Genomic DNA, 13620 nt, shown 5'->3' on the forward strand with positions numbered 1-13620 from the left:
TTAAACTCCTTGTGCTGCGGTGTTTGCCTGCGGGTCCAGTGCGGCGGGCACGGCCAGTCGGGTCGGAGCGGTCGGTTCGACCCCCCATCCCGAGCGCCACGAACGCAGCTGGAAGACCCACGCCAGCACTTCCGCCACCGCGGTATATAGCTCGCCCGGGATTTCTTGCCCCAGTTCGACGTGTTGATGCAATGCGCGCGCCAGCGGCGGCGCCTCCAATGTGGGAACGCGGTGCTCGGCGGCCAGTTCGCGGATCTTGGCCGCGATCAGCCCCGTGCCCTTGGCGATCACGCGCGGCGCGCCGCTCTTTTCCTCGTCGTACTTCAGCGCCACGGCGTAATGCGTCGGGTTGGTCACCACGACGTCCGCCTTCGGCACCTCCGACATCATCCGGCGCCGCGCCGCCTGGCGCTGCTGCTGGCGGATGCGCGCCTTCACGTGCGGATCGCCTTCGCTTTCCTTGTGTTCCTGGCGCACGTCTTCCTTGGACATGCGCAGCTTTTTCAAGTGGCTCCAGATCTGCCACGGCACGTCCAGCATCACGATGATCAGCAGGGACGCCACGATGAAGGTGACGCACAGCGCCACCAGCGACAGCGCCTTGGTCAGAGCGGCCGACGGCGCCACGTGCATCAGGCTGAGCATATCGTCGTGGTAACGCCAGATGACCCAGACGGCCACGCCGCCCACCAGCATGGCCTTGGCCAAGGCCTTGATCAATTCCACCACGGTCTGCGACGAGAACATCCGCTTCAGGCCGGCAAAAAGGCTGAGCTTCGAGAAATTCGCCTGCAGCGGCTTGCCCGAAATGACGATGCCCCCCAGCAGGACGCTGGACAGGACCGCCACCACCACCAGCACGCCGAACACCGGCAGGGTCGCCAGCAACGCGTGGCCAAAACCGCTGACGGCCTGTTCCACCATCACGCCGGGGTCGGTCACGATGCGCTGATCGAACGCCAGGCCGTTGCGCAATACGCCGCTCAGGCCCTGGTAGAGGGCGCCGCCGCTCATCCAGATCACCGCGACACCGGCGGCCAGCATCATGAACGTGCCCAATTCCCGGGAACGCGCAATCTGCCCCTCCTCGCGCGCCTTTTCCAGGCGCCTGGGAGAGGCGGCTTCGGATTTTTCGAGGTCGCTTTCTTCGGCCATGCTCTGCGGTGTCGTTGCGGCTCGCGGATTTTCGGATTACGAGCTGCCCGCCGAGATTCTAGGAGGCCCCGGGGTTTGGCGATCACCCAAGAAACGGGGGGAAAGCGGCGCTATTCCCGGATGCGAAACGGGCCTGGCGCTCCGCCCCTGACCGGCTGCCCGGCGGCGGCCGGCCCCGCGCCCGGTCAGCGCCCCGCCGAAACGGCCTCTTGCAGTGGCGCCGCGCCTTCCAGCGCGGCCTGGAAGCGCACGTAGTCCAGGCCGATGCGCACGGCGCCCCAGTGTTCCGGCCCCAAATAAATGGGAATTGAAATGTCGTTCACGATTTCACCGGTGTCCCGCGAATAGGTCTGAAACAACATCGACCCCGTATTGGCGGCCAGCCGGGCGCCGACGGGGTCGTCGAAAATCCGCTTGTGGCGCACCCGCGCGATATCGATCGCCGCGTCGCCCGTGGGCGCGTGCGAGAACCGACTGTTGTGCGCCGGTGCGTAACCCCGGCTATCCACCAGGATCGTGTAGATGCCGCCGGGCACCGCTTCCAGCACGCTGTCCAGCAATCGGGTCAGGGGCCCGTCGATGGCCCGGTCGTACAGGGTGTGGTAGCGCGCCGGCTCACTGCCGGGGATGCGCTGGTAATGCCGGTCGAACACGTCCACCCCTTGACGGCGCGCGTCTTCCAGCAGGCGGACGGCCGCAGCCCGGAAGTCGTCCACGGCCTCGGACAAATGGTCGAACGCGGTATTGCCGGTGCGCATGTCAGCCAGCACTTCCTGCACGCTTTCGGTCTGGCGGCGGATGCGGTCGATCTCGCCCGACATGTGGCCCACACGTTCCAGCACGTCGGCGCTCAGCGCCGCGATGCGTCCGACTTCCTGGCTCATACCGTGGTTGGTGGCGTCGACGTCACCGATCGCCTGCACCACCTCACCCACCTGGCGGTTCATGCTGTCGAAGTCCCGCACGAAACGTTGGAAGTCGGCGCACGTGCGGTCCAGCACCACGCCGGAGGCGTCCACGTCGTCGCGCAACGTGCCCGTCTGCCGCTGGGTGGTATCCACCAGGTCCAGCATCTCTGCCGTGTGCCGGCCGATATCGCTGGTAGCGGCGTTCACGCGTTCGGCCAACCGGCCGACCTCGCTGGCCACCACCGCGAAACCGCGGCCGGCGTCCCCTGCCCTGGCCGCCTCCACGCCCGCGTTCAACGCCAGCAACTGCGTCTGCAAGGCAATGTCCTTGATCAGCTTGCTGATGTCGCCCACCGAACGCGCGCGCCCGGTCAACTGCCCCACGACCTCGGTGAATGCGGCCATCTCGCGCGTCATGCGGTCCACGCGGGCCTTCACCTCAGACAGCTCCGCCAGGGCCTGCTCGGCCGCGTGCAGATTGCGGCCCGAAACCTGGGCAATCTCGCGGGCATGGCTGGAGGTGGAGGTGGACAACGCGGCGATCTGCGTACCGCTGTCGGCCAGCGCGCCGGCCGCCCGCGCCTGTTCCTGCGCAAGCAGCGAGCAGCGTCCCGCCTGGAACTGCGTGCGGGCCGCGTTCAGTGCGATTTCAATGCTGGATTGCCGCACGGTCATGATCCGCCGGCGGATCTGCCCCAGAAAGCGATGCAGTGGAAAAACGGCGGGACTGATCGGCAGCGTGCGATCCGACAGCATGGCGTCGCCGCGGTTAAGCCGGCGCAACAACCCCCACATGCCGCCCAAGCGGAATACGGATCTGGCCAAGATGGACCTCCTTGTGCTGGCCCGGATCGCCTTCTATGGGCATCCGTTGCCTGGCGCGCTTTGCGCGCGCCGTGTCTCTTGCTGCAAGGCCCCGTTTTTTCTTATGGCGGGAAGTCTATCGATCAGGCGCTGATTGCGCCCTTAGGGAATACGTTCATGCGCGCGGACTGCCCGCGCCCCGCACCGCCGGCGCCAAGGCCAAGCGGTGCGGAGCGAAGGATCAGAAGCCCAGGCTGGCCAGCAGGTCGTCGACCTGGTCCTGGCTGGTGACGACGTCCGTCTTGCCCTGCGGGCTGATCTGCGGCCCGTTGAGCAGGCTGTTGGCTTCGTCGCGGCGCTCTTGCGGCACGTTGTCCAGCAGCACTTGCAACAGTTCGCGTTCGATCGCGCCCACCACGTCCATCATGCGCATGATGACCTGGCCCGTCAGATCCTGGAAATCCTGCGCCATGATGATTTCCATCAGCTTGGACTGGGTCTGCTGCGTCTGCTTGGGCACATCCGCCAGGAACGAGCGCGTGTCCTTCACCAGCTCGCGCGCTTCCGGCAATTCCAGCGGCTGGTCATACCATTGCTGCCAACGGGAATCCAGCGCCTGCGCCGAACGCGACATATTGTCCTGGATGGGGCCCGCCTGCTCGGTTGCGTTCAAGACGCGATTGGCCGCCTGCTCGGTCATCTGCGCCACATAGCGCAGGCGATCGCGGGCATCGGGAATCGCATTGGCCGCGTCCTTGATCGCCTGATCCAGGCCCAGTTCGCGCATGCTGTCGCGCAGCATGCGCGTCAGCGAGGCAATGCGGTGGATCAGGTCAGGATTCTCCGCTGCGGGTTCAACGTTTTGCGTTGTGCTCATTGCACACCTCAGCCGGCAATTTTCTCGAAGATCTTGGTGAGCTTTTCTTCCAGCGTCGCCGCGGTGAAAGGCTTGACCACGTACCCGTTGGCGCCGGCCTGAGCCGCCGCCACGATGTTTTCCTTCTTGGCTTCGGCCGTCACCATCAGCACCGGCAACGAGGCCAGCGAGGCGTCGGCACGGATCTGCTTGAGCATTTCCAGGCCGTCGAGGTTGGGCATGTTCCAGTCGGACACGACGAACTGGAAGCCGCCGTTACGCAGCTTTTCCAACCCGATCGCACCGTCTTCGGCCTCATCCACGTTCTCGAAACCCAGCTCTTTGAGCAGGTTGCGGATGATCCGCCGCATCGTGGGGAAGTCATCCACCACCAGAATCTTCAGGCCCTTGTCTACCATCTTTCACTCCAGAAAAAATTTGCTTGAGACCGATCGTGGATACATCCGCGTCAAACGCGGTGCCCACGGTCGCCCAGGCGAGTCAGAATGCGTTCGCTGATTGCCGACAGCGCTACCACTTCGTCCGCAGCGCCAATGGCGATGGCCTCCCGGGGCATGCCAAACACCACGCAGCTGGCTTCATCTTGCGCGATCGTATGGGCGCCCGCACGGTGCATCGCCAGCATGCCGGCGGCGCCGTCCTTGCCCATGCCGGTCAAGATGACGCCGATGGCGTTCTTGCCGGCGGCAATGGCGGCGGAATTGAACAACACGTCTACGGACGGACGGTGGCGGTTGACCGGTTCGCTGGCTTCCAGCTCGATCACATAGTTGGCGCCGCTGCGGCCCAGCCGCATGTGCGTATCGCCGCCCGGCGCCAGGTAGACGTGGCCGGGCAACACCCGGTCGCCGTGAACCGCCTCGCGCACCGTTACGGCGCACAGCGCGTCCAGGCGCTGCGCGAACGATCGCGTGAAGCCGGCGGGCATGTGCTGCGTGATCAGGATGGCCGGGCTGTCCGGCGGCAGGGGTTGCAGGACTTCACGGATGGCTTCGGTGCCGCCCGTGGAGGCGCCTACGATCACCAGTTTTTCCGAGCTTGCCAGTGGCCGGCGCAGCATCGGCGCGGGCGCGGCTTGCGGCGCATGCGGCGTCGGCGTACGCAGCTTGGCTCGCGATGCCGCCCGAATCTTGTCCGCGATGATTTCGGTGTATTCCAGCAAACCGTCGCGAATGCCCAGCTTCGGCTTGGTCACAAAGTCGATGGCGCCCAGTTCCAGCGCGCGCAGCGTGATTTCGCCGCCGCGCTCCGTCAGCGACGACACCATCACGACCGGCATCGGCCGCAGGCGCATCAGTTTTTCCAGAAAATCCAGCCCGTCCATGCGCGGCATTTCGACGTCCAGCGTCAGCACGTCGGGGTTATGGCGCTTGATCAGCTCGCGCGCCACCAGCGGATCCGGCGCGGTCGCGACCACTTCCATATCCGGCTGGCTGTTGATGATCTCCGTCATCAGCCCGCGCACCAGCGCGGAGTCGTCCACACACAAAACGCTTATTTTTTTCATTGTTTGCTGCCTTGGCCCGTTCAGGCCTTACTCGCACATTCGTAGACCGTCTGCCCGCGCAGACGAAAATCCCGGCTGATGTAGGTGAAGTTCTCGGAGTGCCCGGCAAAGAGCAGTCCACCCGGCTTGAGCAGCGGCACGAAACGCTCCAGTATCTTCGCCTGGGTCGGCTTGTCGAAATAGATCATGACATTGCGGCAGAAGATCACATCGAACTTTTCGCTGATCGCCCAGGACGGCGCCAACAGATTCAAGGTTTCGTAGCGCACCATGTCGGCGATCTCGGGGCGCACCCGGACCTGGCCCGCGTTGGCGCCACGGCCCTTGAGGAAGAAGCGCCTCAGGCGCTCGTCTTCCATCTTCGCCACCCGTTCGGCCGGGTACACCGCCGCCCGCGCCCGGTTCAACACGTTCGTGTCGATGTCGGTGGCCAGCACGGTGCAGGCGCTGGCGCGCGGCCCCATCGCCTCGACCAGCGTCATGGCGATGGAATACGGCTCTTCGCCCGTGGAGGCGGCGCAGCACCATACCGACACCGGGCCGCCGCGCTTCTGCGCAAAGTCGGCCAGGATGGGAAAGTGGTGCGACTCGCGGAAGAATGCCGTCAGATTGGTCGTGAGCGCATTGACGAAGTCCTCCCACTCGGCCGCGTCGGGCTCATTTTCCAGCTGGTCCAGATAACTGCCGAAATCCTGCCGGCCCAGGGCGCGCAAGCGCCGCGCCAGCCGGCTGTAGACCATTTCGCGCTTATGCGCGCCCAGCGAAATGCCGGCGCGCGCATGAATCATCTTGCGCACGCGGGAAAAGTCCGCGTCGCGGAAATCGAATTGGCGGTCCACCGGGATGGACGGCGCCGAAGTTGCTGCGGTTGCCACTACGCTCCTCAGTGCCCGAGCGCAAACGCGTCGGGCGCTTGCAAGCGAGAGTCGTCATCGGACGAGCGCGCCGAAGACAGGCGATGCGCCGGCACTTCGATGACTTCGCCCGCATTGATCTTGAATACCGCAACCGCTTCCGCCAGCCGTTGGGCCTGTTCCTGCAAGGAACCTGCGGCAGCGGCCGCTTCTTCCACCAGGGCCGCGTTCTGCTGCGTCACCTCGTCCATCTGCGAGACGGCGCGGTTAACCTGGTCGATACCGCTGGATTGTTCTTCGGAAGCTGCGGAGATCTCACCCATGATGTCCGTCACGCGCTTGACTGAGGCCACGATCTCTTGCATGGTCGCGCCCGCGCGTTCCACCTGCTGCGAACCCGCGCCCACCTTGGTGACCGAGTCTTCGATCAGGCCCTTGATTTCCTTGGCCGCCTGCGCGCTGCGCTGCGCCAGCGAGCGCACTTCGCCCGCGACCACCGCAAAGCCCTTACCCTGCTCGCCTGCGCGCGCGGCTTCCACCGCCGCGTTCAGGGCCAGGATGTTGGTCTGGAACGCGATGCCGTCGATGACGGACACGATTTCCGAGATCTTGCGCGAACTGGCCGAAATACCGTGCATGGTGTTCACCACTTCCGACACCGCGGCGCCGCCACGCTCAGCCACGTCCGAGGCGCTTGCCGCCAGCTGGTTCGCCTGGCGCGCATTGTCGGCGTTCTGCTTCACGGTGGAGGCCAATTGTTCCATCGAGGCCGCGGTTTCCTCAAGGGACGCCGCCTGTTGCTCGGTGCGGCTGGACAGGTCGGTATTGCCGGCCGCGATTTCATGCGAGCCCACATTGATCTCGTCCACACCGCGACGCACCGTCGAGACCGTGCGCGTCAGGCTTTCCTGCATGCGCTTGAGCGCCGCGAACAGTTGGCCAATCTCGTTGGTGTTGCGCACGTCCACGCGGGTGGTCAGGTCGCCGCCTGCGATGCGGTCGAAATGATGGCCGGCTTCCTTCAGCGGCTGCAGCACGCGGCGGCGCAAGAACACATAGGTCGCAAACACCAGCAGCGCGGCGATGACGCCGCCCGCACTGACGGCGATCAGCACGAATTGATAGCGCACCTGCGCCACTTCATGCGCGTCCAGCATCTTGCTGGCACGCCAGAAATCGAACCCTTCGACCGCACGGGCGAAGCGGCCTTCCAGCGCGTCCTGCACCGTCTGCACCTGCTTCTGGTAGGCCGGCATGTCGGCCTTTTCCAGGGCGGCGACCAGCGGCGTCAGGCCTTGCTGCACCAGCGCGCCATACGAGGCCTCGATTTCCTTGAGCGAGTCGGCAGCCTCGACAGGTTGCGGCAGCGTCTTGTAATACTCAAATTCCGCCTGGCCTTTGTTCATGGCCGCTTTGGCGCGCTCCAGCAGGCCGGTGGCCTCCGAGGACAGGCCCTGCGTCAGCAAGGTGGCCTGACCAACGTTGCTGACGATATCCGCATAGTTGGCCGTCGCCGCACGGGCGAGACCATTCATGGAGTCCTTGTAGCTGGAGACCACGCGGCCCACCGCGTCGTCCAGTTCCTGCGATTGCTTGATTTCGGCCAGGGTCCCGTTGCTGATGCGCAGGGACAGCACGCCAAGCGCCGCCCCGATCACCAACATGAATGAGAAAAACGCCAGCACCCACAACAGGCTGCTGCGTATCGTCATGTTCGCGAAAAACTTGCGCATCACAAGAACCATCCCTTGACTGCAATCGTTAAAGGAAAGCGCCACATCGGATTCAATATGGCGCCTCTACCCCGCATTCCGGCCGGATTCCGATCAGGAAGCGGCTTTCTCCACCAGCGCCATTTCATCGCTGGTCATCATCTTTTCGATATCCACCAGGATCAGCATGCGCTCATCCACCGTGCCCAGACCGGTCAGGTATTCGGTGGACAGCGTGGCGCCGAACTCCGGCGCCGGACGGATCTGGCCGGCGTTGAGCATCAGCACGTCGGACACGCCGTCGACCACGATGCCGACCACGCGGCGGTCCAGGTTCAGAATGATCACAACGGTCTGCTCGTTGTATTCGACCCGGTTCAGGTTGAACTTGATACGCAGATCGACGATCGGAACGATGATGCCGCGCAGGTTCGTCACGCCCTTGATGAACGAAGGGACGTTGGCGATGCGGGTCACCGTATCGGCGTCGTAGCCGCGGATTTCCTGCACTTTCAGGATGTCGATGCCGTACTCTTCATCGCCCAGCGTGAAGACCAGGAATTCGCTGCCGACATCTTCGTTGCGCGCGGATTGCGCTTGCGGTTTGGCTGCCATGATTTTTCAGTGCTCCATCAATTCAGAATGGCTTCGGGCTGCGACCAACGTTCACGGTTGGCGCGCGCAAGCGCAAATACGTCGACGATCAGCGCCACGCTGCCATCGCCCAGGATGGTGGCGGCGGAGATGCCGGGGACCTTGCGGTAATTCGACTCAAGATTCTTGACCACGACCTGGTGCTGTCCAATCAGGTGATCGACCAGCAGCGCGAAACGACGGTCTTCGGCCTGCATGATGACGGCGATGGCCTGCGTGGGATCCGTCTGGGCGTCGTTGACGGAGAACACGCGGTGCATCTCGACCAGCGGCAGGTATTCACCGCGGACATGCATCACGCGTTCGTTGCCCGCCACCGAATAGATCTGGTCGTTGGTCGGTTGCAACGATTCGGTCACGTGGTTCAGCGGCAGGATGAAGGTTTCTTCGCCCACGCGCACCGACATGCCGTCCAGGATGGCCAGCGTCAGCGGCAGCACGATACGGGTCGTGGTGCCGTTGCCCGGCTCGCAAGACAGCTGCACGTGGCCGCCCATGTCCTGAATGTTCCGGCGCACGACATCCATGCCGACGCCGCGGCCGGAGATGTCCGTGACCTTTTCGGCCGTGGAGAAGCCCGGCGCGAAGATCAGTTGCCAAATTTCGTCATCCGGCGAGTTCTCGTTGACCGCCAGGCCTTGGGCCATGGCCTTCTTCAGGATCTTGTCCCGGTTCAGGCCGCCGCCGTCATCGCTGACTTCGATGACGATGTTGCCGCCGTTATGCTGGGCGGACAACACCAGTTGACCCACCGGATCCTTGCCGGCGGCGATACGCTTTTCGGGCGTTTCGATGCCGTGGTCCAGGCTGTTGCGCACCAAGTGCGTCAGCGGGTCGATGATGCGTTCGATGAGGCTCTTGTCCAGCTCGGTCGCGCGGCCGTAGGTCTGCAGTTCAATCTGCTTGCCCATCTTGCTGGCGATGTCGCGCACCAGACGGGGGAAGCGGCTGAACACGTAGTCCATCGGCATCATGCGGATTGACATCACCGCTTCCTGCAGATCGCGGGCGTTGCGTTCCAGCTGTTCCATGCCGTTGAGCAGGCGGTCGTGCAGCACCGGATCCAGCGTGGAGGCCGTCTGCGCCAGCATGGCTTGCGTGATGACCAGTTCGCCCACCAGGTTGATAACCTGGTCGACTTTTTCCACACCCACGCGGATCGACGTGGATTCCTTGTCGGCATGCGCCGGAGCCGCCGGACGGGACGCGCGCGCTGCGGCCTGAGTGATCGCTTCGGCGGCAGCCGCCGATTCCGCGACCACCGGCGCCGCAGGCGCAGGAGCCGCCACCGGGGCGGGCGCAGCCGCGACCGCAGCGACGGCTGCGGGTTCCGCCGCCGCCGGCGCCACTTGGGCTGCTGGGGCCGCTTCGCGGCTGATGTTCAATTGATCGCCGTCGACGATGAAGCAGCACACCGCTTCGATGTCGTCCGGCGTGCAGGTGCTGTCCACCCACACCGTCAGGACGCCGTCGGCGCGTTCGCTGGCCTTGACCGTGCCCAGGTTGCCCATTTCTTCCAGCAGGGACGCGGCGTCCTTGTCGGACACTTTGGTGATCCGTACCTTCAGCGGCAAATTGCCGGCTTCCAGAGCCGATTGCGCGGGAGCCGGGGCCGGTGCCGGCACAGGCGTCGGTGCCGCGACAACCGGTGCCGGTGCAGGCGCCGCCGCCGCAGCGGGGACAGCCGCGGCCGCGGCAGGATCCTTATGCTCCAGCGCCAGCTGCCTTAACACGGCGCAGATACGCTCAAACACGGCTTCATCGGGCTCTTCGGAGGCCCGGTAGGCATCCAGTTGGCTTTTGAGCACGTCTTTCGTTTCCAAGAAGATATCAATCATGTCCGTACGCAGCGCCATTTCGCCGCGACGGATTGCGTCCAGAAGGTTTTCCAGCAGATGGGTGGTGCCCGCAAGCTGTGTGAAACAGCCAAATGTCGCCGCACCGCCCTTGATCGAGTGGGCCGCGCGGAAGATGGCGTTGAGCTGCTCGATGTCGGGCGCGCCCACATCCAGTTCCAGCAGCAACTGCTCCATCTGCGCGAGCAGCTCGTCCGCCTCGTCGAAAAAGGTCTCGTAAAACTGACTGAGGTCCAAACCAGAACTCATGACCCGTACGCCTTCATAAATGAACCTGCTTTACGCGCCGGCCTGCTCATCGAGCAGTTCGGTCGCCAATTCCACCAGCACATCGGGGTCGACCGGCTTGGACAGCCAGCCACAAACGCCCAGATCCCGAGCGGCCATCTTGCTACCCACGTCATCTTCGGTGGTGAGCACCAGCACAGGCACGTCCAGGTACTGGTCCTGCTCGCGCAGGCCCTGGATCAGTTGCAACCCGCCCATGACCGGCATATTCCAGTCGCTGACGACCAGGTCCACCGGGTGGTTCTTCGCCACTTCCAGTGCTTCCTGGCCATTACCGGCCGTCAATACCTTCCATCCCGCGCCCGTCAGCGTCGCCTGCACGATCATCCGCATCGTCGCTGAATCGTCCGCCACCAGAATCGTTGCCGCCATTGCTATCGAACCCCTTCGGCGGGCGGCGCATTCGCCGCTTCGCCTTGCTTGGTTGCCCTCGCAGCCTGGGCGGCGGCTTGCACCGCCTCCACGGCCGTTCCCACCTCGCGGGCATCTTTCGCGCTGACGTCCGCCGCGGCGGCGTTCTCGTTTTCGATGCGCTTCTGGGTGTTCATATTGAGCACCACGAGGCTGATACGTCTATTAACGGCCGCGTAAGGATCATCTTTAACCAGACTCATGCTGGAAGACAGCCCCTGAATGCGCATGACCTTGCTTTCGTTCATGCCGCCGGCCACCAGCTCCTGGCGGGACGCGTTGGCACGGTCGGCGGAAAGCTCCCAATTACTGTAGGCACGCTCGCCGCGCGCATACTGCGAAGCGTCGGTGTGACCCGAAATGCTGACCTTGTTCGGCAGCTCGTTCAGTACCGGCCCCAATTCCCGCAGGATGTCGCGCATATAAGGCTGCACTTCCGCGCGGCCGGTCGCGAACATCGGACGGTTCTGGTTGTCGATGATCTGAATGCGCAGGCCTTCCGTCGTCAGGTCGATCAGCAGCTGCGGCCTGAAGCTCTTCAAGACGGGGCTGGTATCGATGACGTTCTCAAGCCGCTTCTTCAGGTTTTCCAGGCGGTGCTGTTCGCGGCGTTCCGCGTCGCCCATGGGCTGCGCTTCCACGCGGTTGCCCTGGGCGCGGCGCACATCGCCCTCGCTGCGCAGGGGATCTTGCCCTCCCCCCGGCACCGCGCTGGTTTCGGCCGAATTGTTGGGCCCGCCCATGATCGCCACGCGCAACGGCATACGGAAATACTCCGCAATGCCCTTGAGTTCTTCGCGCGGCACGATGCTGATCAGCCACATCACCAGGAAAAACGCCATCATCGCCGTGATGAAGTCGGCGTAAGCGATCTTCCAGCTGCCCCCGTGGTGCCCGCCGCCCTTGACCTTCTTGCGGCGGATCACCACACGGTGGTTGTTTACCGTGCTCATGGCCCGCTCCGTCAGGCCTTGCCGGTCGCGGTCGACTTGGTTTGCCGGACGTGCTCTTCCAGCTCACCGAAGGTCGGACGCACGGACGAGAACAGCACCTTGCGGCCGAACTCCACCGCCAACTGGGGCGGGTAGCCGTTCATGCTGGCCAGCAGCGTGGTCTTGATGCATTCCAGCACTTTCATTGCTTCGTCCGTACGGCGCTCAACCCGCGAGGCCAGCGGCCCCACGAAGCCGTAGGCCAGCAAAATGCCCAGGAACGTGCCGACCATGGCCTTGGAGATCAGGTCGCCCAGGATCGCGGGCGGCTGGTCCACGGCGGCCAGCGCCTTGATCACGCCCAGCACTGCGGCCACGATGCCGAATGCGGGCAGGCCGTCTGCCATCTGGTGCAACGCATGCGCCGGGACTTCGCGCTCATGGCGGTAGGTCTCGATTTCCTCGTCCATGAGCGTTTCGATTTCAAACGAGCTCATGTTGCCGCTGATCATGATGCGCAGGTAGTCCGTAATGAACTCCATGAGCTTCGCGTCTTTGGCGATGCGGGGATATTCGCTGAAGATCGGGCTGGAGGCCGGATCTTCGATATGCGATTCGATGGCCATGAGGCCTTCGCGACGCGCTTTATTCAGCAATACGTACAGGAGCGCCATCAGCTCCATGTACACATCCTTGCCGTAGCGCGAACTCTTAAGCGCGTCAGGCAGCGCCTTCTTGACCAGCATCAGCGACTTTTTGCTGTTGCCGGCCAGGAATGCTCCCATAGCCGAACCAAAAATCAGCGTCAGCTCGAAGGGCTGGTAAAGCGCGCCCAAATGGCCGCCCAGCGCTATGAAGCTACCGACGACCGACACGATCACCACGAGAAAACCGATAACAATCAACACATCAGGCCCCTGCCAACGAAGTCTAAAACTGGCGTCAATGATCCCCTGTTCCCCCCGACCCAAAAAGGCGGGTTACGGGGAGTTTTCCAGGGCTTTTGATGTATTTGGCCGTCGCAGGCCCAGGCGCGGGCGGTGCAGACGCGCCCAACCCGGGTGCGGGCAGTCAAGGCCGGGCGGCGTCGACGACGGGCGCCGGACGGCTGCCGGCGCGTGCCTTGGCCGCTGCGCGCGTCTTGCCGGCGCGAGGTGGCGGCCGGCAGATCGCGCATACGAAATCCGATTGCGGATCGTGGGCGTGGGCAATGAAATGGCCGCCGCACTGGCGGCAAGCGGACAGTTGCAACATGCCGCTATCGAAGAAGCGCACCAGCATCCAGGCGCGCGTGAAACTCAGGACGGGTTCGGCATTTTCCGAAGCATCCAGTCCCGCGTTCTCTAGATACAGGCGGTATGCGTCGATGGTGGCACGTATACCCTTGCTGCTGGTGCGCGAGTTCAGGAACGAATACACGTTGTAGAACAGCGACGAATGGATATTCGGCAGCCAGGTCATGAACCAATCGACCGAAAAAGGCAGCATGCCCTTGGGTGGCGAGCAGCCGCGGATTTCGCGATACAAGCGCGCCAGACGGTCGTGGCTGAGGCTGGTTTCAGCCTCCAGCACCTGAAGCCGCGCTCCCAGCGTGATCATGGAGCTAGCTAGCAGGATATCGTCCGCTTCCTGAGAAACGCTTTTCGAGGCCATTGCGCGAGA

13 protein-coding genes are annotated in these 13620 nt (G+C 63.9%); all 13 read right to left on the reverse strand.

Annotation, left to right across the window (positions count from 1 at the left end):
* The gene (gene flhB, locus CEY09_RS08985; RefSeq protein WP_088588371.1) at nucleotides 1-1155 is read right to left on the reverse strand and encodes a flagellar biosynthesis protein FlhB; all 1155 of its coding nucleotides are present in this window, start codon (nucleotides 1153-1155) and stop codon (nucleotides 1-3) included.
* Between the two features lie 185 nt (nucleotides 1156-1340).
* On the reverse strand, nucleotides 1341-2888 hold the full coding sequence (locus CEY09_RS08990) for a methyl-accepting chemotaxis protein (protein ID WP_377785542.1): 1548 nt from the start codon (nucleotides 2886-2888) through the stop codon (nucleotides 1341-1343).
* A gap of 220 nt (nucleotides 2889-3108) precedes the next feature.
* Nucleotides 3109-3744 carry a protein phosphatase CheZ gene (gene cheZ, locus CEY09_RS08995; RefSeq protein ID WP_088588372.1) on the reverse strand — a complete coding sequence of 212 codons (636 nt, stop codon included), beginning with the start codon at nucleotides 3742-3744 and terminating at the stop codon, nucleotides 3109-3111.
* Between the two features lie 8 nt (nucleotides 3745-3752).
* Nucleotides 3753-4142: a chemotaxis response regulator CheY gene (cheY, locus tag CEY09_RS09000; RefSeq protein WP_008159684.1), complete on the reverse strand. Its 390-nt coding sequence runs from the start codon at nucleotides 4140-4142 to the stop codon at nucleotides 3753-3755.
* Between the two features lie 50 nt (nucleotides 4143-4192).
* The gene (locus CEY09_RS09005; RefSeq protein WP_006224582.1) at nucleotides 4193-5251 is read right to left on the reverse strand and encodes a protein-glutamate methylesterase/protein-glutamine glutaminase; all 1059 of its coding nucleotides are present in this window, start codon (nucleotides 5249-5251) and stop codon (nucleotides 4193-4195) included.
* A gap of 20 nt (nucleotides 5252-5271) precedes the next feature.
* Nucleotides 5272-6126, reverse strand: coding sequence for a CheR family methyltransferase (locus CEY09_RS09010; protein WP_035213051.1), 855 nt, complete (start codon nucleotides 6124-6126; stop codon nucleotides 5272-5274).
* 8 nt (nucleotides 6127-6134) lie between these two features.
* Nucleotides 6135-7838 carry a methyl-accepting chemotaxis protein gene (locus CEY09_RS09015; RefSeq protein ID WP_088588548.1) on the reverse strand — a complete coding sequence of 568 codons (1704 nt, stop codon included), beginning with the start codon at nucleotides 7836-7838 and terminating at the stop codon, nucleotides 6135-6137.
* A gap of 93 nt (nucleotides 7839-7931) precedes the next feature.
* Entirely contained in the window at nucleotides 7932-8432 is a 501-nt protein-coding gene (gene cheW / locus CEY09_RS09020) for a chemotaxis protein CheW (protein ID WP_006224579.1), read from the reverse strand.
* A 17-nt stretch (nucleotides 8433-8449) separates the two neighbouring features.
* Nucleotides 8450-10576, reverse strand: coding sequence for a chemotaxis protein CheA (gene cheA, locus CEY09_RS09025; RefSeq protein WP_088588373.1), 2127 nt, complete (start codon nucleotides 10574-10576; stop codon nucleotides 8450-8452).
* A 30-nt stretch (nucleotides 10577-10606) separates the two neighbouring features.
* On the reverse strand, nucleotides 10607-10987 hold the full coding sequence (locus tag CEY09_RS09030) for a response regulator (protein ID WP_006227419.1): 381 nt from the start codon (nucleotides 10985-10987) through the stop codon (nucleotides 10607-10609).
* Nucleotides 10988-10989: 2 nt separating this feature from the next.
* Nucleotides 10990-11979, reverse strand: coding sequence for a flagellar motor protein MotB (gene motB, locus CEY09_RS09035; protein WP_088588374.1), 990 nt, complete (start codon nucleotides 11977-11979; stop codon nucleotides 10990-10992).
* An 11-nt stretch (nucleotides 11980-11990) separates the two neighbouring features.
* Nucleotides 11991-12866, reverse strand: coding sequence for a flagellar motor stator protein MotA (motA, locus tag CEY09_RS09040; RefSeq protein WP_006227417.1), 876 nt, complete (start codon nucleotides 12864-12866; stop codon nucleotides 11991-11993).
* A gap of 163 nt (nucleotides 12867-13029) precedes the next feature.
* The gene (gene flhC, locus CEY09_RS09045) at nucleotides 13030-13611 is read right to left on the reverse strand and encodes a flagellar transcriptional regulator FlhC (RefSeq protein WP_088588375.1); all 582 of its coding nucleotides are present in this window, start codon (nucleotides 13609-13611) and stop codon (nucleotides 13030-13032) included.
* Between the last annotated feature and the right edge of the window lie 9 nt (nucleotides 13612-13620).

Origin of the sequence: Achromobacter marplatensis, from assembly GCF_002209535.1 — a bacterium.
GTDB lineage: Bacteria > Pseudomonadota > Gammaproteobacteria > Burkholderiales > Burkholderiaceae_B > Achromobacter > Achromobacter marplatensis.

Excerpts from the sequence above, each read along its gene's own strand:
- CEY09_RS09030 (WP_006227419.1), bottom strand. The coding sequence starts at position 10,987 with ATGGCGGCAACGATTCTGGTGGCGGACGATTCAGCGACGATGCGGATG.
- cheA (WP_088588373.1), bottom strand. The coding sequence starts at position 10,576 with ATGAGTTCTGGTTTGGACCTCAGTCAGTTTTACGAGACCTTTTTCGAC.
- cheY (WP_008159684.1), bottom strand. The coding sequence starts at position 4,142 with ATGGTAGACAAGGGCCTGAAGATTCTGGTGGTGGATGACTTCCCCACG.
- cheZ (WP_088588372.1), bottom strand. The coding sequence starts at position 3,744 with ATGAGCACAACGCAAAACGTTGAACCCGCAGCGGAGAATCCTGACCTG.
- CEY09_RS09005 (WP_006224582.1), bottom strand. The coding sequence starts at position 5,251 with ATGAAAAAAATAAGCGTTTTGTGTGTGGACGACTCCGCGCTGGTGCGC.
- motB (WP_088588374.1), bottom strand. The coding sequence starts at position 11,979 with ATGAGCACGGTAAACAACCACCGTGTGGTGATCCGCCGCAAGAAGGTC.
- cheW (WP_006224579.1), bottom strand. The coding sequence starts at position 8,432 with ATGGCAGCCAAACCGCAAGCGCAATCCGCGCGCAACGAAGATGTCGGC.
- CEY09_RS09015 (WP_088588548.1), bottom strand. The coding sequence starts at position 7,838 with ATGCGCAAGTTTTTCGCGAACATGACGATACGCAGCAGCCTGTTGTGG.
- flhB (WP_088588371.1), bottom strand. The coding sequence starts at position 1,155 with ATGGCCGAAGAAAGCGACCTCGAAAAATCCGAAGCCGCCTCTCCCAGG.
- flhC (WP_088588375.1), bottom strand. The coding sequence starts at position 13,611 with ATGGCCTCGAAAAGCGTTTCTCAGGAAGCGGACGATATCCTGCTAGCT.